The sequence below is a fragment of the Brucella oryzae genome, assembly GCF_041929965.1.
Lineage (GTDB): Bacteria > Pseudomonadota > Alphaproteobacteria > Rhizobiales > Rhizobiaceae > Brucella > Brucella oryzae.
In genome coordinates this window covers 32,526-57,133 of record NZ_JBHEEO010000022.1, presented here as the reverse complement: position 1 = coordinate 57,133, position 24,608 = coordinate 32,526, and the positions used below count along the sequence as shown (strand labels likewise).

The following is a 24,608-nucleotide window of genomic DNA, read 5'->3' as shown; positions in this document are numbered from 1 at the left end:
CTGTTGCAATCGCTTCAGGCCATTCCTGTTTGGAAACTACCGCGTTGTCCCCTGCAGCCATTCGGCGAACATCTTTCGAGCGGCCTCTCGCAAAATACTTCCATAGCGCGCGGCCTCCGAACGAAGGCGAACGGGATCGATGTGTGCTTGCGACAATTCGGCGGCATGACCGATCAGCCAGCGCTCAATTCCCGCACAAGCCTCCACTTCAGGGTGAAACTGAAGCCCGAGAATGTTGTGCCCGACAGCAAAACCCTGCGTCGCACAAAGAGGTGTTGAGGCAAGGCTCGACGCATCTGACGGAATTTCGAAAGCGTCCCCATGCCAATGAAGCACGGGGACGCCTTCCAGATGTCGAAGCGGCCCAACCCGCCCTTCATCCGTGAGAGAAAGTGGAGAAAAGCCAATTTCCTTATGCCCCATCGGCATAACTTTGGCGCCAAGCGCTTTTGCGATCTGTTGAGCGCCGAGACAGATACCAAGCGTTGGGCGTCCGGCGGCCAGACGGCTCTCAAGAAGCTGTCGTTCTTCTTCGAGGAAGGGATAGGCCTCCGTCTCGTTGGCACCAACAGGACCTCCCAGAATGACCAGGAGATCTGGAACAGCAGGATCGATAGTCCACAGTTCATTCATCCCAAGATCATAGTAGTGAATGCGATACCCAGCAGCTGTCAGAACAGCCTCGAAAGTTCCCAAATCTTCAAAATGAACATGACGAATAGCGACCGCTGTCCTAAGCACGCCAGTACTCCCCTTTAAGTACTTGCTATCAGCCTAGAACCGACAGATCTGCACCATAATTAATGTGGTAAACAGAACCATCGATAATCAATGCGGGTACGGACTTTATACCAGCGTCCCGAGCTTCTGCAATCCTGTGCTTGGCATTGCCAAGGTGAACGGATTCGACGGTATAGCGGCTGGGATCAAGGGCATTGACAAACCGGTTCTCTGCATCGGCGCACACCGCGCAACCCGCATGATAAAAAATAACCTTCTCCACCATGATATTTATTCCTTTCAGCGATGAGCGGTTCTCTGTAACCGTACATTCATGAAATATTGATCCAGGCTGCATGCGGAGGGCCGGATTTCAAATAATTGGCAGGCCGGATGTTTACGGCTGTCGTTTCGAACCGGTCACCTGCCTCGTTGAGAGCCTGAATCAAAAAGCGGCATGCGTGTGCGGAAATGCTGATTTTCGAGTACCAGAGCGCAGGAAATTGCCATTTTCAGCCACAGATGGCGACTTTTGGAACAGGTTCTCGGGCACATACCGCTGTGGCAAGTTCTGGAAGAGGTCTGAGTGTGGAGCCACAAAACTACCGTTCTCACCCGGCATTCGATGAAGTCATCCGCATCCAGCTGCGTATAGGCGACTTGGGTCGTGCCTCGGGACACGCCAAACGATTTGGCTTAACCACGCGAGGCCGGAAGGGGCTTTCTGGGGACGGGCTGATTACGTATATCGTTCTCAACGGTCGTCTGCCGCGTCGTGAACGAACCGAATTGAGCGCGAGCGAAGGAGCTGCGAAATGATTGCTGACGATACGGGAATGATCACCTCCATCATCTCTATCCAGAGCCAGGTCGTGCACGGGCATGTCGGTAACAGCGCTGCGGTTCTGCCCATGCAGGCCCATGGATTGAATGTTGCGGCAGTTCCTACCACCCTCCTGTCCAACAATCCGCATTTCGAAACCATGCGCGGGCGTGTTCTCGAATCCGAGCTGGTCGGCGATCTCCTGCGCGGCGTTGAAGAACGCGGACTGATTGAAACAAGCCGCTATATCGTTTCCGGCTATCTCGGCTCCCAGGTAAACGGAGATGTGATCGCCGCGTTCGTCGAACGCGCGCGCCAGATCAATCCGGACATAAAATACATTTGCGACCCGGTAATGGGCGACATGAATCTCGGCATTTTCGTTACCGATCAGGTGGTGAAATGTATCGTTGAAAGGCTTGTCCCGCTGGCCGATTTGCTGACACCCAATCAGTTCGAGCTTGGTCTCATTGCACAGACCGAAACGGATTCCTGGCCCGCACTTCAAGCCGCCGCGGCTCATGTGCAGACATTGCGCGATGCCAGACTGGTCGTGACAGGCTGCAATCTGGCCGACACACCTGAGGGTTATCTGGAAAATATCGTCGTCGACCGCACGTCTTTCACGCGACTGCCCTCACCGTGCCTGCCAATCGTACCGGTCGGGACCGGCGACCTTTTCACGGGCCTTCTGACCGCTAAACTTACGCGAGGCAATACTCTGATCGAGGCAGTGCGCGGCGCTGCTGCCACCGTGTCCGAAGTGCTCAGGCGCACCATGGAGGCGGGTGAACAGGACATGCAGCTTGCCAGTGTCATTGGTGCGATTACTCCAGCCGATCCAAAGAATTGTAATAATGACCTTCAGCTATGAAGTCTTTTTGCACATAGATTTCGGGAAACCGCATCACAACGAGTGCTACGCGGCAATGCAAGCCTAGAGCGGTTCCGGTTAAAACGGAGTCGTTGGAACCGCTTTATCTCTTTGTTTTCCGCATGTCTTAACCCCAAAACCGGTTCCCACTTTCGGGAGACATGCTCTAGCCGAAGACGATTCCGAGCAGGATGATCGTTAGGACCATCGCCGCAATGGCAGCATAGACATAATCGCGCTCACGCAGAAAAAGATACATCACCAGCACGACCCTGGTGATCGGTAGGAGGATGAATACCGCAATACCGGCGTTCATGATGTCGTGGCCGTTGATGGAAAGCGAGAGCGTTGCTTGTAATGGTTCAACGGTCGTTATAGCAACACCGGCTGCGGTCAGCGCTGAGGCGAGCCACGTGCCGTACCAGAGAAGTGCCGCGACGGCCTTGTCCCGGCGTCCGGGATTTTCGACAGGTTTCATTGCGAGCCCCCAATGATTTCAATACCGAAGGCGTTCAGAAACATCTGAACCGCAAGGACGAGGAGAACCGCTACGAAGAAAGCACGCAGCTTATCTGCGGGAAGGCTCATCAGCAGACGGGCGCCGACCAGCGCGCCGATAACCGAGCCCAGAGCAATCGGGCCGGTGATCCCGATATCGATATCGCCGCGAACAAAATAAGCGCTGGCGCTCGCGGCAGCTGTGACCCCGATCATGAAATTGGAAGTGGCGGACGAAACTTTGATGGGCAGCTTCAGGGCGGTATCCATCGCCGGAATTTTGAGAACGCCGGAGCCAATGCCCAGAAGTGCGGAGACCAGCCCCGCCCCATACATCAGCGCCATGCCAAGCGGAACGTGACCGACCTTGTAATGCACCTCCTGCCCCGATGCCGGATCTGGAAAGCTGGAATGCAGCCGCAGGCTGGTGGCCAAGCTCATCGCTCCGGAAGCGCTGGAGTCAAGTTCCTCGCGTCGCCGCACAAGCATCTGCTTGGCGGAAAGCACCAGAATGGCCGCAAACAAGCCATAGAGGAACGAAGTCGAAACGATCCCGATAAGGAAAACACCAGTCAGCGCTCCGAGGGTGGTTGCCGTCTCAAGAACGATTGCAAGCCGGATATTGGTCAGTCGCCTCTTCAGCAGCGGAGCCGCGCTGCCGCAGGAGCATGCAATGACCGAAACGATGCTCGCACCGATAGCGACATGAATGTCCACGCCAAAGAAGAGCGTGAGCGCCGGCACGATAAAGATGCCGCTTGCCATGCCCAGCACACCGCCAAGTGCGCTTGCGCCGAAAGCGGCTACGAACAACCATAAAGCTATCATTTCTGACTCTCAGCTACTTGTGATCGCGTGGTCGCCGGGCCAAGCGAGTAACGAAGCTGATGAGGTCGCCGCGATAGTGGAGTTTTTCGTAGTCTATCGCCCGGTGCCCTTCAGTGAAGGATGTACGCTCGATCAGAAACACCGCGCTGCCAGCCTCGACCGCAAGAGCCGCCGCAACGTCCGGCGCAGCGTTTACAGCTTCCAGCCGATACTCCGCTTCGATAAGGGGGAAATCATATTTGTCTTCAAGCAGCGTGAAGATCGGCTCGACATTCAGGTCGTGCGTGACAACCTTCTCACCGATTTCACGCGGCAGATATGTTTCATCCAAAGACATGGCGACGCCGTCAGCAAGCCGGACACGTCGGATCCGCATGACCAGAGCTCCGGAGGGCAAAGCAAGCTGCCGGGCCACATCTGCGTCGGCGGGTACAATCTCCTTGTCGAGCAATTGCGCCGTGGCGGCCCGGCCAAGAGCCTGCATGTCTTCGACGAATCCGGTCAGCTGCGTCAATTCCTGAGTGACCTTGGGCTGAGCGACGAACGTGCCTTTGCCGCGACGGATTTCAACGAGGCCGCGCGCCACCAGATTCTCGACGGCCTTGCGAATAGTTGTCCGGCTGAAACCGAAACGTTCGATCAGACGCTCTTCAGGCGGAAGCTGACTGCCCGGAGGCAAGACGCCCGCTGAGATATCGTCAGCCAGCGATGTCTCTACCTTGGCGTATAGAGGGGCGTGATCTTCTGCAGTCTTCATTCAAATATCATGACATCATGACGTCACTATGTCAATGAACGCACCCCGTATAAATGAACCTTTTCATTAGTTGTTTGTTAACCATGTAGGAGGACATCGCCATGCAGTTGATTTTTTGGATTGAGATAACAGCGATCCTGGCCGTCAGCGCTGTCGTCTTCGGCATTACCTGGATCGAGATTCATAAGAAATGACGCGATTGTTACTGATGGACCAGATATGGCTCTGGTTCGGCGTTATTGTGCCAATGATCGTGGGCTTGTATCTGCTTTGGAGACTACCCCACTGATTTCAGTGGGCAATAGGTCACTGTATAACAGATTCCAGACGGTTGAGTTGACATTCAAACTACGCCAAGGTGCTGGCCATGTTTGATTGGTCACTCATATTGGTTTGCCTGATTGCCCTTGGTGTTGGGGTATTTCTGATCTATTGCCTTGCGGTGATGATTTTCGCCAAGCCAGACGGCAAGCCGGTCGAGCCGACGACAATCGATACGGTCGACATGCTCCCGTTTATGAACCACGACGCTGATTGATATCCTGGCCCAAAGCCACATCACAGAAGTGTTACAGGAAGCCATCCGCTAGACTGAAGCCGTTTTTAGCGTGTCCGGGATCAATTCCGGCGCAGCGCCGCCACGCTTATTTTCCGCATTCACTGGATGTTTTGGCATTGAATGCCTCGTTTCCAACGGCCCGATAGTGCTAAAAATTTGATCAGCAAGAAATAGAATTATTCTTAAAAACAATGCCCGAAACACAACATCACAAGAATGTAATTTAGTACATTTTATAACATCATTATATCATAAACAGACGCCACGATCAGCTCTATATCTTGCCATTGGAGATGCAGACCATGATCCACTCGACATCGAATACAGTCGCCTCGGGCGCACCGGAAGCCGGTGTTCGTGCGTTTGGCAATTCCGGCAGGCTTCAAGAATTGCAGGCCAAAGTCGAAGATGCCAAGCGCAAGGCTAACAACAGCTTGCGACGAGCGCAGTCCGCGCCTGAGCCGCATGTAACGACGAATTCTATTTTCGCGTCTCTCTATGAAGAACACCTGCGCGACCGGGAATCGTTGTTTTCATCATTGCGGCAGCTTGATGATATGCGCAAAAATGCGAGTATCTGAGGCGACGCATCAATGAACATGCTTTGCCGTGAAAGAATGACCAAGAATTACGATCAGCCAGAGCACGCCGTACCTTCTGCCGATATATCCCGGATGGCTTTAACTGAGGAGCTCGTTTCGCTGAGCCTTCGGCTCGAGGTCGATCGCGGCCCCGATCCGTGCGCCGATCACCGATAATGAGGTCGATGAACTGGCCGATCAGCTCTTTCACGAAGCCGCAGACGGCCCACTCTGGGTTTTTGCCTATGGTTCCCTGATCTGGAAACCGGATTTCGATGCGGTGGACTCGCGCGCCGGAACGGCGAGCGGCTGGCACCGGTCATTCTGCCTTCGGCTGACACGCTGGCGCGCAACAATGGCACAGCCCGGCCTCATGCTGGCGCTTCGACCGGGCGGCAGCTGCAAAGGAATTGTTTTCCGGCTGTCCGACGAGGACCGCCTCGGACAATTGCGCAGAATGATCCGGCGCGAAATCAGTTCGATTGAGGATGCCTATTCCATTCGCTGGGTGTCAGTCGACACCGAGGATGGGCCTGTGCGTGCGCTCGTTTTCTGGGCTGGGCCGCGCGGAGACAGGCTTTCGGATAAATTGCCTCTGACGTCGGTGGCCCGATTGCTCGCGCGCGCCTGCGGGCATATGGGTTCCTGCGCCGAATATCTCTATCTCACCGTCAAGCATCTGGAAGAAAAAGGTATCCGCGACCGCAATCTGTGGGAATTGCAGCGCCTGGTCGCCGAAGAGATCATCAGCATTTACTGCGAGGATATGCCCGTCCAGGACCTGAAACCGGCATAAGGGAAACCGCCTTAATCCTGATAAGCCAGACTATCGCTGAAATTGCCGCTGAAATTGCGCCCGGCTTCACGGGCGATATTGGCCACAAGCGTGATCAGGCGCGTTGCCGCGCTCTCCAGATAGATAGCGCTATAGCTCGTCGCCGGGAAAGCGGCATTCGTATTCAACACTTGCAGCTCGCCAGTTCGAAGCTCTTTCTGGATCACTACCGGGGGAATGACCGAAATCCCTACCCCTGCCGAAATCATGTTGATCGTCGTGGTGAGCGAGTTGGAATAGTGAACGGTCGCGTCCTTCAGCCGTTCTTCCGAGAAATAATTGATGATCTGCTGATAATTATAGGAACCGCTCTCGTAGGAAATGAGATTGCAGCCGAGCAGGTCATCGCGGGACAGCATGTCTTCCGTCCCGCCCGGAAACTGATTGCTACGCGATATCCAGAACATGCCGAAAGTACATATGTCAACGATGCGCAGATTGGACGTCGGCTCGGGTCTTATGGCAAAAACAATATCGAGCTCCCGCTGCTCCAGCTTCTGCACGATCCCCTTTGATGAGGAGGTCGTGATCGAGATGCGGATCTTCGGGTATCGTTGCCGAACAATATCGAGAATACCCGGCAATATTGTCATGGCGAGGCTTGGAACAATGCCGATCTTCAACGTTCCTTCGAGCCCATTGTGCGGGCTCAGGCTTTCCACCAGATCATGGTAACGGCGCACGACATCACGCGCACCCTCGACAAAAGCTTCCCCTTCCGCCGTCAGATTGACGTCGCGGGCATCGCGATCGAAGAGCCGGAAACCCAGTTCCTGCTCCATAGCGCCGATACGATTGGATATTGCCGCAGGCGTCATGTTGAGGCGAGCCGCCGTCGCCCGGAAATTACGCAGTTCCGACAACCAGATCACCGTTTCCAGAAAACGGATATTCATGGACGGGCATGTCCCTTCCCATTTCAATCACCCGCGCGCTTGCGTTTCTTGAAGTCCCTTATTGCGCTCCGGGCAATCAGATTCGTGCTTTCCTTCTAAGCCACTTGCGGGGTGAAAATAAGCAAATAGTAATATCCCACCCCACAAATGATCGGGGCCGGTCGCAACCGGCCCGCATCGGATCAGCTTCCCGCATGGGCGAGAATTTTCTTGGTGGCACCGGACACGTCACCGAGCTTGAGACCGGTTTTCACCGAAGCCTCGCGCACCTTGCCCTTGTCCTGTATGTCGAGCGCACGGGAGGCGACCGCATTCACCTCGTCACGCGGCAGGACCAGAACTCCGCTCTCATCGGCCAGAATGGCATCACCGGGATTGACAACGACACCGCCGCAGGAGACCGGAATATTGATGCCGCCTCCCAGATCATAGAGCCGGGTGGTGATGGGCGAGATACCCCTCGCCCACATCGGAAAATCGGAATCCTCGATTTCCGTCAGGTCCGTGCACGGGCCATCCACGATGCCAGCGACCGCACCCGAGGCCTTCGCAGCGATGGTCACACCGCCGCCCCAGCACGCATAGCGGTCGTCGCCCATACGATCCACCACCAGAATATCGCCGGGGCGAAGCATTCCGGTTACGTGGTGAAGCAGGGTGGAATCCGGGCCCGGTATGGCGATGGTGACGGCAGTGCCGACCACACGGCGCTTCGGGAGGAGCGGCTGGATAGAACGGTGCATGAAGCCGAAGAAGCGCCAGTGGCCGACAGTGGCCGTTTCGACCCCTGACAGCAGCTGGAGATCACCGGCAGGAACCTGCTCCGGCATGGGATTGATCGTGTACATATGGCGCCTCCTATGCGCAGGCTTGCAACTGCTTGCCGATGCGGCGATGGCTGACCATGGGGATAAGCGAACGCACGCGCTCGATCTGCGCGCGCTCGATGCGCGCCGTCACGAAGCCGACGCCATCGGACGCGCGCGCCACAACATGGCCCCACGGATCGCAAACGAGCGAATGACCATAGGTATGACGCCGTTCACCGTTGGAAACCGTGCTGCCGGTCTGGCCGCAGGCCGCGAAATAGGTCTGGGTTTCGATGGCACGGGCACGCGCCAGCACTTCCCAATGATCTTTGCCCGTTTGCAGCGTAAATGCGGCGGGAAGAACGATGACATCGGCACCGGCCTTTTCCAGTTCCAGATAAAGTTCGGCAAAGCGGATGTCGTAGCAGATCGCGCAGCCGATCTTGAACCCGTCGAGATCGTAGACAACGACATTCTCGCCCGGCTTGACGGTTGCGGATTCCTTATAGGCCGTCCCGTCCGGCCCGACGATGTCAAACATATGGATCTTGCGATAATGCGCGATCTCCTTGCCTTCGCGATTGAAGACGAAGGTGGAATTATAGATCCGCTTTTCGTTTGGAACCTTTTCCATCAGGGTTCCGGCATGGACGAAGACGTTGTGCTCGCGGGCAAAGTCCTGCGCCATCTTATAGGCAGGGCCATCGGGAACACTTTCGGCTGCCGCAAGTTTCTCTTCCGGAGTACCGCCGTAATATTCGAAATATTCGGGCAGCACGATCAGGTCCGGAGAATCCGTGCGCACGGCATCTTCCATCAATCCCCGCGTAATACGCAGGTTTTCTGCCTTGTCGGTCTGCGGGCTCGTTTGGATCAAGCTAATCTTCATTTTTTCCTCCAGCGGATGAGTGTTCAGTTCAATCAGGCAACCAAGGCTTCGCTTTTCAGCATGTTCACAGTCGAAACCATGCCTTGGCGAAGCGTCATGTTCTGGGTGGCGACGACCAGCATCGCGGCACCCTCCTCCTGTGCGAAGCGCCGTTCGGCCTCAGTCCAGGCGGGCATGATCCATGGCTTCCCGGCAGCGCGTGCAGCCGCCGCGCAGCGGCGCAGGTCGGCCTTGTCATCATCATTGAAGGCGTAGGCTCCCCGACCGCGTGCAAGCGCAAGATCCGATGGACCAGGAAACAAGCCATCGACCGTGTCGAGCGCAATGATCTTCTCAACGTCGGCAAGGCTTTCTGCCGTCTCGACCATAGCGAAGCATTTGGTGCGCTTGTTCTCTTTTTCGAAAGCATCCGTCGCCGGGCGGGCGTAGCCGAAAACGCGGCCGCCCGTATAAGAGCGCGTGCCAACGAGCGGATATTTTGCAGCTTTTGTCACCTGATGCGCATGGTCCACGCCGAGAATATGCGGAACGATGACGCCATCCGATCCGAAGTCCAGCGCCTGCTGAATGGCCTCCGGCGTCGGGGCCAGAACCTTGGTCAGGGTGGAGAGACCCTGCGCCTTGGTGAAAGCCAAAAACTGGTCCAGTGTCGACAGGTCGAAGGTTCCGTGTTCGAGTTCGAGAACGAAGGATGAGAAGCCGCAGGTCCGGGCAATTTCCAGATAGCTGAAATGCGGTTGCGACATCCAGAGGGCGATATTTTCCATGCTTGCAGTCACTTTCAGTTGGGAGGTTATTTGCCGATTGTGCGTGACAATCCGAGTGTGCGTTCGATGACGAAGATGATGAGCAGCGTGGACGCGATCAGCACAACCGAGATGGAAGCGGTCATCGGGTCGGTGCGGCTTTCGACATAGTTGAAGATTTCCACCGGCAGCGTCGTCATGCGTGGTCCGGTGATGAAGAGCGAGATCACCACCTCATCGAATGACAGGAGGAAGGACAAAGCCGCACTTGCCACCAGACCCGGCATCATCAACGGCAGGGTGATGCGACGAAACACGGTGAACGGTGAAGCACCCAGCATCGTGGCGGCCTCCTCGACCGATGGCGGCAAAGTCGAGAATGCCGTTATCATGATGCGGATGACGTAAGGGGTTGTCACGATCAGATGGGCGATCACCAGACCGGTGAACGTTCCGAGCAGTTCCAGCCGCACGAAGACCAGCAGAATGGCGAGGCCAAGCACGATGGACGGCAGAAGCAGCGGCGCAGTGAAGAGGTTCAGCACCGCTTCGCGTCCACGGAACTGATAGCGGCGGATCGCATAGGCTGCCGGGATGCCCGCCAGCAGCGACAGGACGGTGACGACCGATGCAATGCCGAGGCTGATCCAGAACGCCTGAATGAGCGTTTCATGATGCAGCATTTCCGCATACCAGCGTACGCCCCAGCTCTGCGGCGGGAAAGTGAGATAGTTGTCGTTGCTGAACGATAGCGGCACGACCACCAGAATGGGGGCCAGCAGGAACAGATAGAGCAGGCCGACCAGAACCCGGAATGGCAATGAAGTTGAACCAATCATCTCATTTCTCCTTTGCCAATCAGTCGATGCGACGTGCGATGCGGGAATAGACCATCAGGGCCAGCCCGAAGATGATCAGGACAATGACGGAGGTTGCGGCGGCGCGCGGCCATTCAAGCTGGATCACGGCCTGATCATAGATTTCCGTCGCCAGCAGGAACACGCGCCCGCCGCCAAGCAATTTCGGCGTGATGAAGGAGCTGATCGCCAGCACGAAGCAAAGCAGGCAGCCAAGCGCTATACCCGGCAAGGTAAGCGGCAGGATGATCCGGCGAAACCGCGTGAAGGCATTGGCGCCAAGGGATGCCGCAGCTTCTTCGAGCGAGGCATTCAGGCGCCCGAAACCGGCAATCAGCGACAGCGCCATATAGGGGATCAGGATTTCCACCATGCCGATGAATACGCCAAGCGTATTGTTGACGAGCCTGATGGGGGAGGAAATGAGGCCGAGATTCATCAAAGCTCCATTGACGAGCCCCTGGTCGCCGAGAAGCACCATCCAGCCATAGGTGCGCACCACGCTGCTGACGAGCAGCGGCGAGACTGTCACCACGAAAAGGAAGTTGCGCCAGACCGGCGAAACACGATGCAGGAAAAGCGCAATCGGATAGGCGCAGATGAGCGTTGCCAGCGTGATGAACGCGCTCAGCCAGAGCGAGTTGAACACAAGCCCCCAATTGAAGCTGTCGGTGAAGAAATTGATGTAGTTTTCGAACGTATAGCGGTCTGTCAGAACGCCGCCGCTCTCGCTCTGCAGAAAGGATATCTGCGCCAGATGCGCTACCGGCGCGATGAAGGCGATGAGATTGATCAAGGCCATCGGCAGAAGGAGCGCAACTGCGACGAGACTATAGCGCCTGCGTCTCGATGACTTTGCCGGAATGATATCGGTTGACGTGATCGCTGTCATGACATCAGCTCCCGAAAACCAGCATATCTTCCGGTTTCCATTCGCACAGCAGCCGGTCACCGGTATGGAATGCATGTCCCGCGCTCGCGGTGGGCACCTCCACTTTCAGGCAGGCGCCCTCGATCTCGATGTCGTATTGAACGATGTCACCGATATAGGTCGTGCGCTCGACCACGCCGTGCGCGCTGTTGGTTACGACGCTGACAAGATTGCGATCGCGGTTGGGCGTGAGATTGATGCGGTGCGGACGAATGGCGATCTGCCCTGACCCGCGTGACTTTCCATGCGTGTTGCAGCGATAGGTGCCGCTGCCCAGACGGCAGACATTTTCGTCGACGATCTCGCAATCATGGACATTGGCGCGGCCGACAAATTTGGCCACAAAGAGGGAGGACGGCTTTTCATAGATTTCTTCCGGTGAACCGAGCTGTGCCAGCTTACCGCTATCCATCACGCCGACGACATCGCACATTGTGAGCGCTTCGACCTGATCATGCGTGACGAAAACCGTGGTGATGTCGAGGCGCTTCTGAATCTCGCGGATTTCGATCCGCATGTCATCGCGCAGCTTCGCATCCAGATTGGACAGAGGCTCATCGAGCAGAAGAATGCGCGGGCGGATGACCAGCGCGCGCGCCAGCGCCACGCGTTGCTGCTGACCGCCGGACATTTCTTTCGGCTTGCGCGAACCGTAGCCGGGAAGCCGCACCATTTCGAGTGCTTCCTCAACGCGCTTCTTCGCCTCAGTCTTGCCGACCTTGCGCATATCGAGACCGAAAGCGACATTTTCGGCCACGGTCATGTGCGGGAACAGGGCATAGTTCTGGAAAACCAGACCGATATCGCGCTGATGGGGCGGCCTGTGCGAAATATCGTTGCCATCGATCAGGATGTTACCGTCTGATATCGAGGCGAGACCGGCAATCATGCGCAAAGTCGTCGTCTTGCCACAACCGGATGGACCGAGGAGGCCGAGCAGTTTCCCGCGTGGCAGATCGAGATGAAGGTCGTCCACTGCCCGGTAATTGTTACCGTAGAGCTTGGTGAGAGCCTTCAACTGTAGAAATGAGCTTTCTGCTACCATATCGAAACCTGTGAGGGGTCGTTGCCGCCCCGGCGAAACGGGGCGGAAGCGTGAATTTCAGAGTGAGGTAGGGATTTAGCGACCAGCCGGAATGATCTGGCGGCGCCAGGGATTGAGCAGTTTGTCGCGCATATCGCCGATTGTCATCCAGTTGACAGGAATGAGCTTTTCGCGCTGGGCCGTATCCATGTACGGAATGCGCTTTTTCGTTTCGTCGTTCACGTCCGCTTTCGTGTTCGATGGCGCATAGAACATGATCTCGGCGAAACGGGCCTGCGCCTCGGAGCTTATCGCGTAATCGATGAATGTCTTGGTTGCATCCATGTTCTTGCCGTTGGCAATCGCACTGATGACGTTCACCTGCGCAGCCGTGCCTTCCTTGGGCCCGACAGACTGAAGCTTTCCCCCGGTCTGGTCGAAGTAGAACTGGGCGCGAGCATTATAGCCGATGGACAAGGTCGCCGTGCCGTTTGCAACCAGCGTATAGGCATCGGGCTTCGGTTCCCATGTCTGCACGGCAGGCGCCAGCTCCACCAGCTTGTCGACGCCCGGTTCCACGGTCTTCGTATAGTCGTCTTCACCGGCAAGGCGGTTCGCGATGATCGTAAGCAGGATGGCTTGGATATCGCCGCCGCCCTGCGCCGGGATGATGACCTTGCCGCTTTGCTGCTTATCCCAGAGCGTTTCCCAGCTATCCGGTGAACCCTTCGCAAATGCATCGTGATTATAAAGAAGCGAAAGCGTGTCATATGTAATCGGTATTGCAGCGCCAGCGAGTTCCTTGCCGAGATCGGCGACATCCGCATAATTTTTGAGCGATGCCGGATCAAGCTTCTCGACCAGCCCTTCCTCATCGGCAATCTTGGCGACCGAGAGGTCATAGATGACCGCATCCGTCTGGGGCGAGGATTTCTGGGCGCGCATATTTCCGAGCGATGTCGCTGCATTCTGCACGCCGTAATAGGTGACCTTGATGTCGGGATGTTCCTTCTGGAACGGTTCGATGACGGCCTTGACGTAATTGTCCTGGAATGCGCCGCGATAACCCATCACGGTAATTTCCGCAGCGTTGGCTGCGTAAACAGTCATTGCCGAAACACTCAACGCCAGGCTTGCCAGAAAAGCCGATTTTCTGTTGATCGAACGTGCCATCAGTCACTCCCCTTTTGTTTGAGGATAAGGTGAAGAATGGTGGCCGGAGCGTCCAACGACTTATTCTGTCCGCCTGTTCGATTTTGCTTTATGCCTTTGAGTTTCCAGGCTTTTTGCTCCCGAATGACAAGCGGCGCGACCGGGATGATGCAAGCTGAATATCAGGCGTGATGAAATTGTAATCCGTTGCCTGTTTTTTGAGCAGACATTCTCCGCTTTCTGTTGCGCAAATCTTGCCCGCTCGGTCGCATTCGCCGTTTCCACCTTAAAAATGTGCCAAATTCGGAACTGGCATGGTCCTTGCTTCTATTAAATCGAACGCCGAGCCGCGCGACACCGCATGACTTGTGGTGATTGATCAACCGAGGATGACAGAGAGACTAGCGATGACCAACTACAAGCTCGAATACATTTGGCTCGATGGGTGCAAGCCAGCTGCAAACCTGCGCGGCAAGACGCAGATCAAGGAATTCGATGCTTTCCCTACGCTTGAGCAATTGCCGCTCTGGGGCTTCGACGGCTCGTCGACAATGCAGGCCGAAGGCCGCAGCTCGGATTGCGTATTGAAGCCGGTCGCGATCTACCCCGATCCCGCGCGCAAGAACGGCGTTCTCGTGATGTGTGAAGTCATGATGCCGGATGGCATCACGCCGCATCCATCCAACAGCCGCGCAACCGTCCTTGAAGACGACGATGCATGGTTCGGTTTCGAGCAGGAATATTTCTTCTACAAGGATGGCCGTCCGCTGGGCTTCCCGGAACAGGGTTTCCCTGCCCCGCAGGGTCCATATTACACCGGCGTCGGCTACAAGAATATCGGCTCCATCGCCCGCAAGATCGTCGAGGAACATCTCGATCTCTGCCTCGATGCCGGCATCAATCACGAAGGCATCAATGCGGAAGTGGCCAAGGGCCAGTGGGAGTTCCAGATTTTCGGCAAGGGTTCCAAGAACGCCGCCGACCAGATCTGGATCGCCCGCTATCTCCTGCTTCGCCTTTGCGAACAGTATGAAATCGATATCGAGTTCCATTGCAAGCCGCTCGGCGATACCGATTGGAATGGCTCTGGCATGCACTGCAACTTCTCGACCAAATATATGCGTGAAGTGGGCGGCAAGGACTATTTCGAAGCGCTCATGGCGCAGTTCGACAAGAACCTGCAGGACCATATCGACGTTTACGGCCCGGATAACCACATGCGCCTGACCGGCAAGCATGAAACCGCGCCGTGGAACAAGTTCTCCTACGGCGTTGCCGACCGTGGCGCTTCGATCCGCGTTCCACACGCGTTCGTCAGGGATGGATATCGCGGTTATCTGGAAGATCGTCGCCCGAACTCGCAGGGCTGCCCGTATCAGATCGCTTCGCAGGTCCTGAAGACGATTTCCGAAGTCCCGACCTCGGAAGACGAAGCACTCGCCGCTTAGTTTTTAGCCGGACGGCCTGTTTGAAAAATTCAGCAGGCCGTTCGGGTCTATTTTCATGAAAACTGCAGACAACAAAAAAGGCCGGGGCGAAAACGCACCGACCTTCCTGATCATCGCTTTCCTACCAGTGCCAGTACATCCGTGGTCAAAAGCATCAAGCGATGAAGGCTATTGCGAGCGACAGACGCGTTCCAGCGCTCTTAAGCAATGCCTATGACAGCCATATAGGTGCACATCTTGTTCAAAACAAGGTCAGGCAACAATTTAGTTCGCAGCAGCCTAACCTAGCTTTTCCCTTCCCGCGCAAAGCGAAAGCAGCGGAACTCATGACTTAACGAAACTATGATGACATCATGTACATCATCATAGTCGTTTTCAACGCCGTTCCCGCAAGGCTTCACGCCACGTTCAAAACGCTTTCGGGCGCAAAAGCTTCATAACCAAGCGCTTCCGCAACCGGCCTGTTGGTGATGCGTCCCTTGTAGACGTTCAGGCCATCACGCAGATGCTTGTTCTCGGCAATTGCCCTCAGACCGTGGTCGGCAAGCGCCAGACCGTAATGAAGGGTCGCGTTGTTGAGGGCGTGAGCCGAGGTCACCGGAACGGCACCCGGCATATTGGCCACGCAGTAATGGACGATCCCGTCCACTTCGTAAGTGGGATCGGAATGTGTCGTTGCGTGGGAGGTCTCGAAACAGCCGCCCTGATCGATAGCCACGTCAACGATAACCGCGCCCTTCTTCATGCCGGACAACATTTCGTGGGTAACGAGTTTCGGCGCTGCGGCTCCAGGGATCAACACGGCACCAATAACGAGATCGGCAGAGAAGACCTCGTCTTCAAGCGCCTGAATGCTGGAATAACGCGTGTGAACGCGACCGCCGAATATATCGTCGAGCTGGCGCAGGCGTGGCAGCGAGCGATCCAGAATGCATATGTCAGCACCAAGGCCCGCTGCCATTCTGGCTGCATGAAGCCCAACGACACCGCCGCCGATGATCGTGACTTTTGCTGGAAGTACGCCGGGCACGCCGCCCAGCAGAATGCCAAGTCCGCCATTTGCCTTCTGAAGCGCCGTCGCACCGGCCTGTATTGACAGGCAACCCGCCACTTCCGACATCGGCGCGAGCAGCGGCAGTCCGCCGCGATCATCCGTTACGGTTTCATAGGCAATTGCCGTCACGCCGGAGGCGAGCAGCCCCTTGGTCTGTTCCGGGTCGGGCGCAAGATGGAGATAGGTGTAGAGAAGCTGTCCTTCACGAAGCTGCACCCATTCGGCAGGCTGCGGCTCCTTGACCTTCACGATCATGTCGCACTTCTCGAAAATGTCTTTTGCGGAAGCGGTAATTTTTGCGCCAGCGGCGATGTAACTGGCATCATCGGCACCAATGCCGACACCTGCCTTTGTTTCAATCCAGACTTCGTGGCCATGAGCCACATATTCACGAACTGCGGCGGGGGTCAGTCCGACACGATATTCATGGTTCTTGATTTCCTTCGGGCAACCGACACGCATAAGCGTTCCTCTCATTTTTTGCCCACTTGCCGTGGGTCGTTGTCGATCCGAAAATGAGAACATCTGCAGCATGCAATGTCCTTGCAAAGAAGATTTGTCTGCTCCATCTTTTTGATGAATTATTGCGCGGACAGCCCTCTTTTTCGAAGGTTCTTCGAATGAGTAATCTTGATCCTATCGATCTTGCAATTCTCAGGACATTGCAGGTCAATGCACGCATCACCAATGCAGAACTTGCGGAGAAGGTAGGATTGTCGCCTTCTGCCTGTTCGCGCCGCCTCGATATTCTGGAAAATGGCGGTGTGATCGCGGGCTATCATGCCCGCCTCTCCCAGAAGGCGTTCGAATACCGGATGATCGCAATTGTCCATATTTCGCTCTCGGGGCAGTTCGCCAAGACGCTTACAGAATTCGAGGCTGCAGTGAAACGGTGCCCCAACGTACTGGTCTGCTACCTGATGTCGGGCGAATATGACTATATTCTGCGCGTTGCAGCACGCGATCTTGAGGATTATGAGCGCATCCATCGCGACTGGCTTTCGGCTCTTCCGCATGTCGTGAAGATCAATTCCAGTTTTGCCCTGCGTGAAGTGATCGACAGGCCAAATGTCGGGCTTTAACTGTTTATTTTGACGCGCATCTTTTCCTAAAACCGTTTCACACTTTTCAGGACGCACTCTAGATTGAACTTTTCGAGTCCCTGATGTTGGTGCCATGCTGCAGTTCACCAGAAGAGTTTTGCAAGAGGCCAGATGGGGTCTGCCAGCCTCAGTCGCCCTGCATCTGATGCTGGCATTGCTGTTTCTGGTTCATCTTCCGGAACTCCGCACCCCGGCTTCGGAACAAAGCGTCAATGTGGAGCTGGTTCAACCGCCAGTGCCTGAAAAGAAGCCACAGCCAAAGACACCGGAACAGGCTGCCGCTCCACCGCAACCGCAAGCGTTCGAGTCCGCAGCGGAAAAGCAGGAGGTGAAATCGCCGCCTGAGCAGGCTAAGAAAAAGCCTTCCGAAACCGGTCAGATCGTGGCAGCTGAAGAAAAGAAACCACTCGCACCGCAAGAAAAGCCGGCTACGTCCAAAAAACTTCAAACGGCGCACGATCAGAAAGCCGATGCTCCCAAACCGGCTACGCCAGCCAAAAAGCTGACGCGAGCGCGCGAAATCTATTCAAAGGATGCCATATCCGATCCTCGTGTAAAACAGGCGCTGGGCAAGCTCGCGCCCAACGACCGGATCATCCAGGTTTGCGGTATCGAGGCGCTTGAACAGGTGCGCCGCCATCAACCCGGCGCTTTTCCAGATATGCTTGCGCGTGAAGGCGGTTCCGTTTCAGCAACTGGCCTGACGGTCAGCGACGGCGCCTTTCGTAGCCAGCGCAGATGGTATGCTATCGACTTCACGTGCAAGATCGATGCGGAAACGATGGTGATCGACTCATTCAGCTACAATATCGGACGGGCCATTCCCGAAGGAGAATGGGCCAGGCGGCAGCTTCCAACGGATTAATAACAGCCATGAAAATGTCGTGTCCGCCCTATATCACCATCCCGTCATTTTCAAACCGGAGCGCCCTCCGAAAAGTGCAAAGCGGTTTTCAGAACAAGATGCGCGTAAAAGCAAATGGATAGAGCATTTCCAATGTTTCAATCAAAACGTGGAACGCTCTGGACGGCATAACAGAAATTCGAGGAGACTGGCATGAGTATGCATTTTGCCCCACAACTGACCGTGTGTGGAATTCAGGAACTACCCGAACAGCGGACACGCAAAGTCACCCATGTTCTTTCGCTGGTCGATCCGGACCTTCCGGAGCTGGAAGCGTTTCAGGCTTTCGAGCAACATCATCGCGTGACGCTGCGTTTTCACGACATCATCAACGCCGCCGACAACCACACAATGCCGACGCCCGATCATATGAGCGCGATCCTCCAGTTCGGCTCGGAATTCCTTGCTGCACAAACCCCGGAAGCACCGACCCATCTACTGGTCCACTGCCATATGGGCGTGTCGCGCTCGACAGCAGCCATGGTTTCGCTTATGGCCCAGGCCAATCAGGACGAGACTGCCGAGAGCCTCTTCACCCGCCTTGTTGCCATTCGCCCGCAGGCCTGGCCAAATTCCCAGATGATCGGGTTTGCCGACGAGCAGCTTGGACGTAAAGGCGAATTGACAGCCGCATTGCGCAGACATTACGGACGCCAGATCGAGCGTAATCCTCAGTACAGTGAATGGATGACGACACTGGGACGTCAGGCCGAACTGCAAATGGCGGTGCGGAACTAACCCGCAACCAACCCGTATTATTCAGCTTGAACCTTCTTCCCCGGCGAGTTTCGTAATCTTGCCGGGAGGCGTCAAAGGTTCAGGGACAGGAACACCGGTAAGCAGCTGATCCGCACCGGAATAGATATCGCCCTGCACCTGCGCCGTCAGCCGTTCGGCATCGCGCATACGAATATCGCGCAATGTGTCCTCTGCCAGACTTTCATCCAGACCAAGCTCACAGAGCGCCTCCTTTCCGAAAAGCAGCGCGGATTCGAATGTTTCGCGCAGCTCGAAATCCACCCCTGCCTTGAGCAATTCGATGGAATGCGTGCGATCATAGGAACGCACCATGAGCTTTGCTGCCGGAAAATGAGACTTTATCAGTTCGACGATCCGATTGGCCGTCTTCCGGTCGTCTACGCAGACCATGATGATTTCGGCTTCGTCGGCGCCTGAATGATGCAGGATGTCGAGACGCGATCCATCGCCATAGAATATCTTGAAACCAAACCGCCCGGCTTCGCGGATGCGGTTGGGATCGGCTTCGATAATCGAAACATCCGATCTTTGTGCGAGCAGCAATTGCGATGCGATTTGCCCGAACCGTCCGAAGCCGATCATCAATACCCGGCCTTTGAGATTATGAGCGGATTCAACGCCTTCAAGAGATGGCGCCTCCTCGCGCAGAAGCCGGGTACCCAGAAGCAGCACGAATGGCGTCACAGCCATCGACAGAATGATGACGGTTGAAAAAAGCGCGTTGTCGCGCGCTGAAATCAGCCCGTTACCGAATGCCGATGTATAGAGCACGAAGGCAAACTCGCCGCCCTGTGCAAAGAGCAGTGTCCGTTCGAGCGCCGAATGATGGGTGGAGCCGAAAATGCGGGCGACAGCATAAATGCCAATTGCCTTTGTAATCACATAGGCAACGAGAAAGATGAGTACTGAGCGCCAATCCGAGGCGACCACGCCAAGATCGAGCGACATGCCCACAGCCAGAAAAAACAGTCCCATCAGGAGCCCCTTGAACGGCTCGATGTCGCTTTCAATCTGATGCCGATAACTGGAGCCGGACAGCATGACCCCGGCCAGGAAGGCGCCCATCGCCATGGAAAGGCCGCTCGCTTCCATAAGCAAGGCAGCCCCGAGTACGACGATCAAGGCGCCAGCCGTCAGAACCTCCCGCGTCCGGGCACGCGCCAGTAATGAAAAGAATGGATCGAGCAACCAGCGCCCGATAGCAATCAGCAATAAAATGGCGCCAATGGCTATCGCAATACCCAAAATCCCGCCAGATTCATGCTGAGCAGGTGAAAGAAAGGCGACAAGGGCCAGCAGCGGCACGATCATCAGATCTTCGAGCAGGAGGATGGAAACTGCCTTCTGGCCGTCCGGCGTGGCGATTTCCCCGCGCTCCTGCAGCATGGACATGATAACGGCGGTAGAAGACAAGACAAAGCCGGCACCCGCTATCAGTGCAGTTATCGGAGACAAGCCCAGAAGTACCCCCGCCCCGGTCAGAAGGGCGGTACAGCCGAGAACCTGCGCGAGACCGAGACCGAATATCTGATGCCGCATCGTCCAGAGCTTGCCGGGGCGCATTTCTAGCCCGATGACGAACAGGAACATGACTACGCCAAGTTCGGAAAAATGCAAAATTGTTGCGGGATCGGTGAAAAAACCGAAAACCGAAGGCCCCACCAGCGCACCCGCCGCGAAATAGCCCAGAACTGAGCCAAGACCCAGTTTCCGAAACAATGGCACCGCCACAACACCAGCCGCGAGCAGAACCACAGCGGGTCCGAGTGTCTGTCCAAGTCCTTCAGTCGCCATATGGTCTCCGTGCGGGGATCTGTTTGTTCTGTTTTGCTAATATAACAAGTCAATAAAAACTGAACAATTAAGGCGTATCCCGAAAAGTGTGAAATGGTTTTGCATGAGGATAATGCGATGAAATAAACATTTAGAGCGTCGATCTGATTCAATCAGATCGAATAGTAATCGGATTGCGATCCAGGGTGCCTGATATCTAAACCGGTTTCGCAAGCAGCCCGGTCGCAAGCGATCGAAAGGCGTCGATCGCCTTGGAGAGTACGGCTTTCGGATCGTCGCTCGCGGCAATCCAGAGCGCCGCATTCAACGCCGCGCCGTTGAGCAATCGTGCGGCGGCTTCCGGGTCGACCGGTTTCAATACTCCTTGCTCGATCAGCTGGACCATTTTTTGCCGTGACGCTTGCAGACAACTGTTCTGGCTCGGCCATTGCGATGGATCGCCGAGAAATGCTGGTCCGTCAAGAAGCACGATACGCTGGACATCTGGATCAAGCGCCATCTCTATATAAGCAACCCCTTCCGCCAGAAGACCATCCCACAGAGTATCCGCCCGTGCGGCAATCTCCTGTGCCCGTGCAGCCATTTCATTATCCATCTGGCTGACCACAGCCGCCAGCAGCCCGCGCTTGTCGCCGAAATTGTGATAGAGCGCGCCGCGCGTCAGGCCGACCTCCGCGGTCAATTCATCCATTGAGGCGGCGGCATACCCCTTTTCAGCAAAAGTTTTCCGGGCCGCAGCAACCAGCTTCACCCGGTTCTCTTCCATCGCCTTGATGCGCAGGTTCACCGCCATTGTCACACCTGTTTTCGTATACGGCGTGTATATGAATTGACATACAGGCCGTATATGTGTTGTTTAATATACATGGCGTATACCAAAAAATCCGGACGATTGTGAAGTCAAGAACGGGCATATTCTCCAATGACCCACGCCGCAACACGACGAAGGAAAACAAGAATGACAAAAAGAGAGGCAATTTTTCCCGCAAACCGGCATGCTCTTTATGAAGCACACGGCTATTCAGCCGCAATCCGCTCAGGCGATCTGGTTTTCGTTTCCGGCCAGGTTGGAAGTCGCAACGACGGGACGCCGGAACCGGATTTCGGAAAGCAGGTTCAGCTCGCTTTCGATAATCTTGAAGCAACACTGAAAGCCGCCGGTTGCACCTTCGACAATATCATCGATGTGACAACCTTTCATACCGATCCGGAAAATCAATTCGAAACCATCATGCAGGTCAAGAACCGGGTGTTCAGCACTCCACCCTTCCCCAACTGGACAGCCGTTGGCGTCAACTGGCTTGCCGGTTTTGACTTTGAAATCAAGGTTATTGCCCGCACCACCGGCAATCTCTGAGCCCATATCGTGGGGTCTTACCATTCTTACCCTGCATGGTGGTTTACAATTGAACCGACGAAAGAAAAAGGCGCCGTTCGGCGCCTTCTTGCTAACTTACCAGTCGGCCCAGCCATATCAATATGCAGGCGCCGATGAAGCCCGCGATCAGATAGCCCAGCCAGCCGCCGAACGAAACACCGAGAAATCCGAAGATAAAGCTCGCTACGGCTGCGCCGATGATACCGAGGATGACATTCATGAATATCCCGGTATTGCTGTTCATGAAATTGGAGGCAATCCAGCCGGCCAAACCACCGATGATGATTGCCGCAATCCAGCCTATTCCTGCGCTTCCCATCGGGAACCCTCCTGATTACAATCCGGCGGGTACTTTGCCGCCATTATCCTTGAGTTTCTGGATGACCTGCTTGTGCAGCCAGATATTCATGGTCGCGGAATCGCCCGTGTCGCCGGTATAGCCCAGCTCCTTGGCGAGCTCCTTGCGGTGATCCAGACTGCTGTCGAGGCCGAGAGCCTTCATCAGATCGACGATAGAAGTCTTCCAGTTGAGCTTCTGGCCGCTTTTGGCAACGGCAGCGTCCAGAATGGCGCCTACATCGACAGCACCCGTCGAAGCCGGTGCGGATGCGGATGGCGCCGGAGCGGCGGCGGCAGGTGAAGCGGTCGGTGTCGGCGCAGACTGTGCAACCGTTTCCGTCTCAGGAGTAGCCGCTTGTGCCTCTCCCCAAATGGCGTTCTTAATCTTATCGAAAATCCCCATCATGAACTCCAATCGTTGAAAAATCTATATGCCCCCAAACTCCCGATATGTGACGATCGGAAACCTGGACACGGCTGATCATCCGGTGATTCCCGGACAATCGCTCAAAGTAAATGAATCTGAAGCAGTTTTGTTCCCGATAAAGATGCTGACTGCTCCCCTGAAATATCCGTTCTCCAGAGAAGGAGGCAGAACTGAAACGAGCCCGCTTCAGTAAAGAACAGGTCATCGGGATATTGCAGGAGCATCGGGCTCTGATATCAGCCGCTGGGCTGTCCGAAAGTATGGCGGCATGCATGAATGTGTCCAAGGCGGCAATTCTGCCGCCTTTTTCACTTTCCCTTATCGGTCTTACTTGACCCACACGACACGGCGGGTCTGCGTATCAATCAGAGCCGGGCGATCTTCTACATAAATGTAGGAATAACTCGGCTGGTCAGGAACGGCCACGAGCGGCACATCATCGGCGATGATCGTGCCTTCCCCCAGATCCCCGTCAATCATGACCGGGTCGACCGGGTTGGTTTCGATATAGGTCACGATTTCCTTTGGCACGAGTGGTCCGGCATTCGGCTCATCAGTGTAATAGACGACCTGGCGGTTCTGCATGGAAACAATAACCGGTTCGCCATTGACGTAGATATAGCCGAAATCTGGATTATCAGGGATCGGATGAATGGCCACCGCGTCTGGAAGGACATAACCATCGCCGATCTCCCCCTCTATAACCACAGGGTCCAAGGGATTTGCGATTACATAGTCGCGTGCTGCCTGAGGTACTTCGATAAGCACTCGATCCTGCGCCAGCGCAAAACCGGAGCTGGCGAGAAACGCCGCGACGGTCAGAACAAGAGCTTTTTTCATTTTCAGCCTCACTTTCGCGTTAAATCGCAAGGCTGTAACAACCGGACCGAAGCTCTATGGTTCCCGCCCACGCGCACACTTCATGCGACAGCTTGAAACATATCCCTTTCAATTCCCCCTCTTCCGCCGATGATCGGATTGCGCAGCCACATATTAGACGATGGGCAATACACTCCCACCAAAAGAAGCCAATCATTAATGGGGCGCATCAACGCAGTATGGCTAGAAGCTGCCGGGCCCGTAACAAAACCTGGATTTTTTCAGAATTATCACTACGGGCCACAGGATACATAAAGGCTTCTGAATTACTGCTGCGGTCCAGGCGAATGCAATCCATTATTCAGACAACCGTGAATTAGTGACTTGCCACGAAAAAAGTTTACCCAGTAAGTTGCTATTTAGGATCGATCTGAACCTCACTAGGATGGCCTCGTTTCAATAACGAGGTTTTTTTTTAAGTATGAAGTATATTATTCGGGTACTTTCCCTCACTGTTCGACCGGCAACCTATGCCGCGGCAATGGCTTTGGTTCGCGGCAGAACCTGAAGCAGCTAGGGGAATGCAAAAACGGTTTTTAGAATACCGGTATGATGTAGTGATAATTCTACTGCCCTTATATCGGTGCTCAGGTCGAGGTTGCGTTCTGGTACCGTTGATTTTCAAATATAATTTTTTGATTACGAATGAGCGGATAGCTTTCGTTATGCCGTTGGGATGCCGTCCCGATCCATAAGATCGAAACATATTCCACCACATAACAAACTATCGCGGCTGCCCTTGTT

27 protein-coding genes and 1 pseudogene are annotated in these 24,608 nt (G+C 55.3%); 9 read left to right on the top strand and 19 right to left on the bottom strand.

The features are described from left to right. Positions 1–36: 36 nt before the first annotated feature. Both JNC70_RS18785 and JNC70_RS18780 read right to left on the bottom strand, forming a co-directional pair. Entirely contained in the window at positions 37–741 is a 705-nt protein-coding gene (locus JNC70_RS18785; RefSeq protein ID WP_104755236.1) for a glutamine amidotransferase, read from the bottom strand. A gap of 28 nt (positions 742–769) precedes the next feature. After that, entirely contained in the window at positions 770–1,006 is a 237-nt protein-coding gene (locus JNC70_RS18780; protein WP_104755237.1) for a hypothetical protein, read from the bottom strand. Between the two features lie 529 nt (positions 1,007–1,535). Between JNC70_RS18780 and pdxY the strand changes: the two genes are divergently transcribed. Beyond that, complete coding sequence (pdxY, locus tag JNC70_RS18775) at positions 1,536–2,417, top strand: pyridoxal kinase (RefSeq protein WP_104755238.1); 882 nt, start codon at positions 1,536–1,538, stop codon at positions 2,415–2,417. Positions 2,418–2,583: 166 nt separating this feature from the next. On the opposite strand, the gene JNC70_RS18770 is transcribed toward pdxY, so the two are convergent. Genes JNC70_RS18770 through JNC70_RS18760 form a run of 3 tightly spaced genes read right to left on the bottom strand, consistent with a single transcriptional unit; the run spans position 2,584 to position 4,500 of the window. Beyond that, on the bottom strand, positions 2,584–2,895 hold the full coding sequence (locus JNC70_RS18770; RefSeq protein ID WP_104755239.1) for a DUF1634 domain-containing protein: 312 nt from the start codon (positions 2,893–2,895) through the stop codon (positions 2,584–2,586). Next, positions 2,892–3,743, bottom strand: a complete 852-nt coding sequence (locus tag JNC70_RS18765; RefSeq protein ID WP_104755240.1) for a sulfite exporter TauE/SafE family protein — start codon at positions 3,741–3,743, stop codon at positions 2,892–2,894. Before JNC70_RS18765 ends, JNC70_RS18770 begins: the two co-directional genes overlap by 4 nt. 13 nt (positions 3,744–3,756) lie before the next feature. Beyond that, positions 3,757–4,500 (bottom strand): GntR family transcriptional regulator, encoded by a 744-nt coding sequence (locus tag JNC70_RS18760; RefSeq protein ID WP_104755241.1) that lies wholly within the window; start codon positions 4,498–4,500, stop codon positions 3,757–3,759. A 367-nt stretch (positions 4,501–4,867) separates the two neighbouring features. Between JNC70_RS18760 and JNC70_RS18755 the strand changes: the two genes are divergently transcribed. The 3 genes and pseudogenes from JNC70_RS18755 to JNC70_RS18745 all read left to right on the top strand — a co-directional run bounded on the left by JNC70_RS18755 (position 4,868) and on the right by JNC70_RS18745 (position 6,436). Continuing rightward, positions 4,868–5,038 (top strand): LapA family protein, encoded by a 171-nt coding sequence (locus JNC70_RS18755; protein ID WP_167394042.1) that lies wholly within the window; start codon positions 4,868–4,870, stop codon positions 5,036–5,038. Between the two features lie 323 nt (positions 5,039–5,361). Then, a complete protein-coding gene (locus JNC70_RS18750) occupies positions 5,362–5,640 on the top strand; it encodes a hypothetical protein (protein ID WP_104755242.1) in 279 nt (92 codons plus the stop codon). A 36-nt stretch (positions 5,641–5,676) separates the two neighbouring features. Beyond that, positions 5,677–6,436: pseudogene (locus JNC70_RS18745) on the top strand (gamma-glutamylcyclotransferase). Between the two features lie 11 nt (positions 6,437–6,447). On the opposite strand, the gene JNC70_RS18740 reads toward JNC70_RS18745, so the two are convergent. The 8 genes from JNC70_RS18740 to JNC70_RS18705 form a co-directional block, all read right to left on the bottom strand. Then, positions 6,448–7,371 carry a LysR family transcriptional regulator gene (locus tag JNC70_RS18740; RefSeq protein WP_104755243.1) on the bottom strand — a complete coding sequence of 308 codons (924 nt, stop codon included), beginning with the start codon at positions 7,369–7,371 and terminating at the stop codon, positions 6,448–6,450. 182 nt (positions 7,372–7,553) lie between these two features. Continuing rightward, positions 7,554–8,219, bottom strand: coding sequence for an RraA family protein (locus JNC70_RS18735; protein ID WP_104755244.1), 666 nt, complete (start codon positions 8,217–8,219; stop codon positions 7,554–7,556). Positions 8,220–8,229: 10 nt separating this feature from the next. Then, positions 8,230–9,069, bottom strand: a complete 840-nt coding sequence (locus JNC70_RS18730; protein ID WP_104755245.1) for a carbon-nitrogen hydrolase family protein — start codon at positions 9,067–9,069, stop codon at positions 8,230–8,232. Positions 9,070–9,101: 32 nt separating this feature from the next. Further along, the gene (locus tag JNC70_RS18725; protein WP_104755246.1) at positions 9,102–9,836 is read right to left on the bottom strand and encodes an aldolase/citrate lyase family protein; all 735 of its coding nucleotides are present in this window, start codon (positions 9,834–9,836) and stop codon (positions 9,102–9,104) included. 26 nt (positions 9,837–9,862) lie between these two features. After that, positions 9,863–10,654, bottom strand: coding sequence for an ABC transporter permease (locus JNC70_RS18720; protein WP_104755247.1), 792 nt, complete (start codon positions 10,652–10,654; stop codon positions 9,863–9,865). Between the two features lie 19 nt (positions 10,655–10,673). Next, entirely contained in the window at positions 10,674–11,564 is an 891-nt protein-coding gene (locus JNC70_RS18715; protein ID WP_104755248.1) for an ABC transporter permease, read from the bottom strand. A 4-nt stretch (positions 11,565–11,568) separates the two neighbouring features. Beyond that, positions 11,569–12,648 (bottom strand): ABC transporter ATP-binding protein, encoded by a 1,080-nt coding sequence (locus JNC70_RS18710; protein WP_104755249.1) that lies wholly within the window; start codon positions 12,646–12,648, stop codon positions 11,569–11,571. Between the two features lie 75 nt (positions 12,649–12,723). Beyond that, positions 12,724–13,800, bottom strand: coding sequence for an extracellular solute-binding protein (locus JNC70_RS18705; protein ID WP_104755250.1), 1,077 nt, complete (start codon positions 13,798–13,800; stop codon positions 12,724–12,726). A 386-nt stretch (positions 13,801–14,186) separates the two neighbouring features. Between JNC70_RS18705 and JNC70_RS18700 the strand changes: the two genes are divergently transcribed. Then, positions 14,187–15,227, top strand: coding sequence for a glutamine synthetase beta-grasp domain-containing protein (locus JNC70_RS18700; protein WP_104755251.1), 1,041 nt, complete (start codon positions 14,187–14,189; stop codon positions 15,225–15,227). Positions 15,228–15,624: 397 nt separating this feature from the next. Here the strand turns inward: JNC70_RS18700 and ald are convergent, their stop codons facing one another. Then, entirely contained in the window at positions 15,625–16,743 is a 1,119-nt protein-coding gene (ald, locus tag JNC70_RS18695) for an alanine dehydrogenase (RefSeq protein ID WP_104755252.1), read from the bottom strand. Positions 16,744–16,901: 158 nt separating this feature from the next. Between ald and JNC70_RS18690 the strand changes: the two genes are divergently transcribed. From JNC70_RS18690 to JNC70_RS18680, 3 genes are all read left to right on the top strand, one after another. Then, entirely contained in the window at positions 16,902–17,363 is a 462-nt protein-coding gene (locus tag JNC70_RS18690; protein ID WP_104755276.1) for an Lrp/AsnC family transcriptional regulator, read from the top strand. Positions 17,364–17,457: 94 nt separating this feature from the next. Then, on the top strand, positions 17,458–18,249 hold the full coding sequence (locus JNC70_RS18685; RefSeq protein ID WP_104755253.1) for a DUF930 domain-containing protein: 792 nt from the start codon (positions 17,458–17,460) through the stop codon (positions 18,247–18,249). Between the two features lie 192 nt (positions 18,250–18,441). Next, positions 18,442–19,026, top strand: a complete 585-nt coding sequence (locus tag JNC70_RS18680; protein WP_104755254.1) for a tyrosine phosphatase family protein — start codon at positions 18,442–18,444, stop codon at positions 19,024–19,026. Positions 19,027–19,047: 21 nt separating this feature from the next. Here JNC70_RS18680 and JNC70_RS18675 read toward each other — a convergent pair whose 3' ends face one another. Further along, positions 19,048–20,841 carry a monovalent cation:proton antiporter-2 (CPA2) family protein gene (locus JNC70_RS18675; protein ID WP_104755255.1) on the bottom strand — a complete coding sequence of 598 codons (1,794 nt, stop codon included), beginning with the start codon at positions 20,839–20,841 and terminating at the stop codon, positions 19,048–19,050. Positions 20,842–21,037: 196 nt separating this feature from the next. Then, complete coding sequence (locus JNC70_RS18670; protein ID WP_104755256.1) at positions 21,038–21,634, bottom strand: TetR/AcrR family transcriptional regulator; 597 nt, start codon at positions 21,632–21,634, stop codon at positions 21,038–21,040. A gap of 165 nt (positions 21,635–21,799) precedes the next feature. Here JNC70_RS18670 and JNC70_RS18665 point away from each other — a divergent pair, with 165 nt between their 5' ends. Beyond that, on the top strand, positions 21,800–22,198 hold the full coding sequence (locus JNC70_RS18665) for a RidA family protein (protein ID WP_104755257.1): 399 nt from the start codon (positions 21,800–21,802) through the stop codon (positions 22,196–22,198). A gap of 91 nt (positions 22,199–22,289) precedes the next feature. Here the strand turns inward: JNC70_RS18665 and JNC70_RS18660 are convergent, their stop codons facing one another. The 3 genes from JNC70_RS18660 to JNC70_RS18650 all read right to left on the bottom strand — a co-directional run bounded on the left by JNC70_RS18660 (position 22,290) and on the right by JNC70_RS18650 (position 23,825). After that, the gene (locus JNC70_RS18660) at positions 22,290–22,538 is read right to left on the bottom strand and encodes a GlsB/YeaQ/YmgE family stress response membrane protein (protein WP_010659353.1); all 249 of its coding nucleotides are present in this window, start codon (positions 22,536–22,538) and stop codon (positions 22,290–22,292) included. 15 nt (positions 22,539–22,553) lie between these two features. Continuing rightward, complete coding sequence (locus tag JNC70_RS18655) at positions 22,554–22,961, bottom strand: DUF3597 domain-containing protein (protein ID WP_104755258.1); 408 nt, start codon at positions 22,959–22,961, stop codon at positions 22,554–22,556. 351 nt (positions 22,962–23,312) lie between these two features. Then, a complete protein-coding gene (locus JNC70_RS18650; protein WP_104755259.1) occupies positions 23,313–23,825 on the bottom strand; it encodes a DUF1236 domain-containing protein in 513 nt (170 codons plus the stop codon). Positions 23,826–24,608: the final 783 nt, after the last annotated feature.

What these genes read in the sequence shown, in the direction of transcription:
- ald (WP_104755252.1), bottom strand. Translation starts at nt 16,743, where the DNA reads ATGCGTGTCGGTTGCCCGAAGGAAATCAAGAACCATGAATATCGTGTC.
- JNC70_RS18705 (WP_104755250.1), bottom strand. Translation starts at nt 13,800, where the DNA reads ATGGCACGTTCGATCAACAGAAAATCGGCTTTTCTGGCAAGCCTGGCG.
- JNC70_RS18750 (WP_104755242.1), top strand. Translation starts at nt 5,362, where the DNA reads ATGATCCACTCGACATCGAATACAGTCGCCTCGGGCGCACCGGAAGCC.
- JNC70_RS18680 (WP_104755254.1), top strand. Translation starts at nt 18,442, where the DNA reads ATGAGTATGCATTTTGCCCCACAACTGACCGTGTGTGGAATTCAGGAA.
- JNC70_RS18710 (WP_104755249.1), bottom strand. Translation starts at nt 12,648, where the DNA reads ATGGTAGCAGAAAGCTCATTTCTACAGTTGAAGGCTCTCACCAAGCTC.
- JNC70_RS18760 (WP_104755241.1), bottom strand. Translation starts at nt 4,500, where the DNA reads ATGAAGACTGCAGAAGATCACGCCCCTCTATACGCCAAGGTAGAGACA.
- JNC70_RS18670 (WP_104755256.1), bottom strand. Translation starts at nt 21,634, where the DNA reads ATGGCGGTGAACCTGCGCATCAAGGCGATGGAAGAGAACCGGGTGAAG.
- JNC70_RS18690 (WP_104755276.1), top strand. Translation starts at nt 16,902, where the DNA reads ATGAGTAATCTTGATCCTATCGATCTTGCAATTCTCAGGACATTGCAG.
- JNC70_RS18660 (WP_010659353.1), bottom strand. Translation starts at nt 22,538, where the DNA reads ATGGGAAGCGCAGGAATAGGCTGGATTGCGGCAATCATCATCGGTGGT.
- JNC70_RS18730 (WP_104755245.1), bottom strand. Translation starts at nt 9,069, where the DNA reads ATGAAGATTAGCTTGATCCAAACGAGCCCGCAGACCGACAAGGCAGAA.
- JNC70_RS18765 (WP_104755240.1), bottom strand. Translation starts at nt 3,743, where the DNA reads ATGATAGCTTTATGGTTGTTCGTAGCCGCTTTCGGCGCAAGCGCACTT.
- JNC70_RS18655 (WP_104755258.1), bottom strand. Translation starts at nt 22,961, where the DNA reads ATGGGGATTTTCGATAAGATTAAGAACGCCATTTGGGGAGAGGCACAA.
- JNC70_RS18725 (WP_104755246.1), bottom strand. Translation starts at nt 9,836, where the DNA reads ATGGAAAATATCGCCCTCTGGATGTCGCAACCGCATTTCAGCTATCTG.
- JNC70_RS18665 (WP_104755257.1), top strand. Translation starts at nt 21,800, where the DNA reads ATGACAAAAAGAGAGGCAATTTTTCCCGCAAACCGGCATGCTCTTTAT.
- JNC70_RS18780 (WP_104755237.1), bottom strand. Translation starts at nt 1,006, where the DNA reads ATGGTGGAGAAGGTTATTTTTTATCATGCGGGTTGCGCGGTGTGCGCC.
- JNC70_RS18700 (WP_104755251.1), top strand. Translation starts at nt 14,187, where the DNA reads ATGACCAACTACAAGCTCGAATACATTTGGCTCGATGGGTGCAAGCCA.
- JNC70_RS18675 (WP_104755255.1), bottom strand. Translation starts at nt 20,841, where the DNA reads ATGGCGACTGAAGGACTTGGACAGACACTCGGACCCGCTGTGGTTCTG.
- JNC70_RS18740 (WP_104755243.1), bottom strand. Translation starts at nt 7,371, where the DNA reads ATGAATATCCGTTTTCTGGAAACGGTGATCTGGTTGTCGGAACTGCGT.
- JNC70_RS18735 (WP_104755244.1), bottom strand. Translation starts at nt 8,219, where the DNA reads ATGTACACGATCAATCCCATGCCGGAGCAGGTTCCTGCCGGTGATCTC.
- JNC70_RS18685 (WP_104755253.1), top strand. Translation starts at nt 17,458, where the DNA reads ATGCTGCAGTTCACCAGAAGAGTTTTGCAAGAGGCCAGATGGGGTCTG.
- JNC70_RS18715 (WP_104755248.1), bottom strand. Translation starts at nt 11,564, where the DNA reads ATGACAGCGATCACGTCAACCGATATCATTCCGGCAAAGTCATCGAGA.
- JNC70_RS18770 (WP_104755239.1), bottom strand. Translation starts at nt 2,895, where the DNA reads ATGAAACCTGTCGAAAATCCCGGACGCCGGGACAAGGCCGTCGCGGCA.
- JNC70_RS18650 (WP_104755259.1), bottom strand. Translation starts at nt 23,825, where the DNA reads ATGAAAAAAGCTCTTGTTCTGACCGTCGCGGCGTTTCTCGCCAGCTCC.
- JNC70_RS18720 (WP_104755247.1), bottom strand. Translation starts at nt 10,654, where the DNA reads ATGATTGGTTCAACTTCATTGCCATTCCGGGTTCTGGTCGGCCTGCTC.
- JNC70_RS18755 (WP_167394042.1), top strand. Translation starts at nt 4,868, where the DNA reads ATGTTTGATTGGTCACTCATATTGGTTTGCCTGATTGCCCTTGGTGTT.
- pdxY (WP_104755238.1), top strand. Translation starts at nt 1,536, where the DNA reads ATGATTGCTGACGATACGGGAATGATCACCTCCATCATCTCTATCCAG.